Origin of the sequence: Chryseobacterium sp. VD8, assembly GCF_037149975.1 — a bacterium.
GTDB lineage: Bacteria > Bacteroidota > Bacteroidia > Flavobacteriales > Weeksellaceae > Chryseobacterium > Chryseobacterium indicum.
On the sequence record NZ_JBBCQL010000399.1, the window covers coordinates 1 to 1,781 of the forward strand.

Consider the following 1,781-nt stretch of genomic DNA (forward strand, 5'->3'; position numbering starts at 1 on the left):
GGTTGTTTAGGACTTGCCGTTGCAAAGGTAGGAATATTTTGCAAAACTCAAAACTTTATTAAAGGAAATTAATGGAAAAAATTGGCTTACAGAGGTAGTTTGCTGAAATTCAGACCAATAATTTTTCAGAAATTTTCAAAAAAATTAGATATGACGAAGAGCCCTTCCACATTAGGAATTTTACTGTTTGGAGCTACGATGATTGTTTTTTTCGTGGTGTATTACTTCTTTTCAGGAGTTAATTATTTTGATATTTCATTGAAAGCCAATGCTTTCGTTTTACCGATTCTGTATGCCGGAGCTGCATTCTGGTCGGTGAAATCGTACTGGAGCAGCCATAGAACGGTAAGCTTTAAAGAAGCATTTAAAAGAGCTTTCGTTCCCATGTTTATCGGAGGAATTTTATCCATTTTCAGCATTTATGCTTTCTTAAATTTTGTGGATACAGACGCAAAAAAGCTGCTGAATTATCAATATGTGACAAGACAGAAAGCGGAAATGGATAAAGAATATTATTCTGCAAGAAAAGTTTTAAAACACCAGAAAGACATTGATGAACTGGATAAAAAGTACAAAGAAAGGCTTCCAAGCTTCTCTCCGGAGGCGGTGAAAGGAAAAGATATGCTTACTGCAAGTCATTTTTCAGGATATTTTGCGGCAATTCTTATATTTTACGTAGTTTTGTCAGTGTTTTTCGGAGCGTTTTTCAGAACAAAAACAATCTATCAGGAAGAACAAAACCAAGAATAATTTTTTATTAAAATTAAATGAATTTATCTATAGTTATTCCGTTACTGAATGAGGAAGCCTCTCTGGAAGAGCTTTTTTCAAGGATTGATAGCGTTTGTAAATCAAACAGTTTATCTTATGAAATCTGGTTTGTAGACGATGGAAGTACGGATCTTTCGTGGAGCATTATCGAGAATCTGAAAGTACAGCATCCTCAGATCCACGGAATTAAATTTTCTAAAAATTACGGAAAATCTCAGGCACTTCATGCTGCTTTTGAAAGAACAAACGGCGATGTAATCATCACGATGGATGCTGATTTACAGGATTTTCCGGAAGAAATCCCTGAACTGTACAATATGGTTGTTCAGGATAATTACGACATTGTTTCCGGCTGGAAAAAGAAGCGTTTTGATAATGTAATGACGAAAAATGTACCGTCGAAATTATTCAATTCTGCAGCCAGAAAAGTCTCCGGTGTTTATCTTCACGATTTCAACTGCGGACTGAAAGCTTATAAAAAACAGGTCGTAAAATCCATTGATGTTTACGGAGATATGCACCGTTACATTCCTGTTTTGGCGGCAAATGCAGGATTCAGAAGAATTACGGAAAAAGAAGTTCAACATCAGGCGAGACCTTACGGAACTTCAAAATTCGGAACCGAAAGATTTATCAGAGGATTTCTGGATCTGGTAACACTTTGGTTTGTAAGTCGTTTCGGAGGAAGGCCGATGCATTTCTTCGGAGCGGTGGGAACTTTAATGTTCATTGTAGGTTTTCTTTCAGCACTTTGGCTGGGTATTTCAAAACTCATAGATGTGGCAAGAGGAATTTACGGACATTTAATCACCAATAATCCGTGGTTTTTTATCGCTTTAACCATGATGATTATGGGAACCCTGCTTTTCGTAGCCGGATTTTTAGGAGAAATGATTATCAGAACCAACAGAGAGCATAAGAATTACAATATTGATGAAGTGATATAATGAATTCGGAAGATTTTCATACGTATTTCATTAGAAATAATTTTCAAGGCAAAGAAATCCAGC

General features: G+C 36.2%; 2 protein-coding genes. Both read left to right on the plus strand.

The window, feature by feature from the left end; genetic code table 11:
• Window positions 1-150 precede the first annotated feature (150 nt).
• Entirely contained in the window at window positions 151-750 is a 600-nt protein-coding gene (locus WFK35_RS22585) for a DUF4199 domain-containing protein (protein ID WP_185204623.1), read from the plus strand.
• A gap of 17 nt (window positions 751-767) precedes the next feature.
• The gene (locus WFK35_RS22590) at window positions 768-1,718 is read left to right on the plus strand and encodes a glycosyltransferase family 2 protein (RefSeq protein WP_336734869.1); all 951 of its coding nucleotides are present in this window, start codon (window positions 768-770) and stop codon (window positions 1,716-1,718) included.
• Window positions 1,719-1,781: the final 63 nt, after the last annotated feature.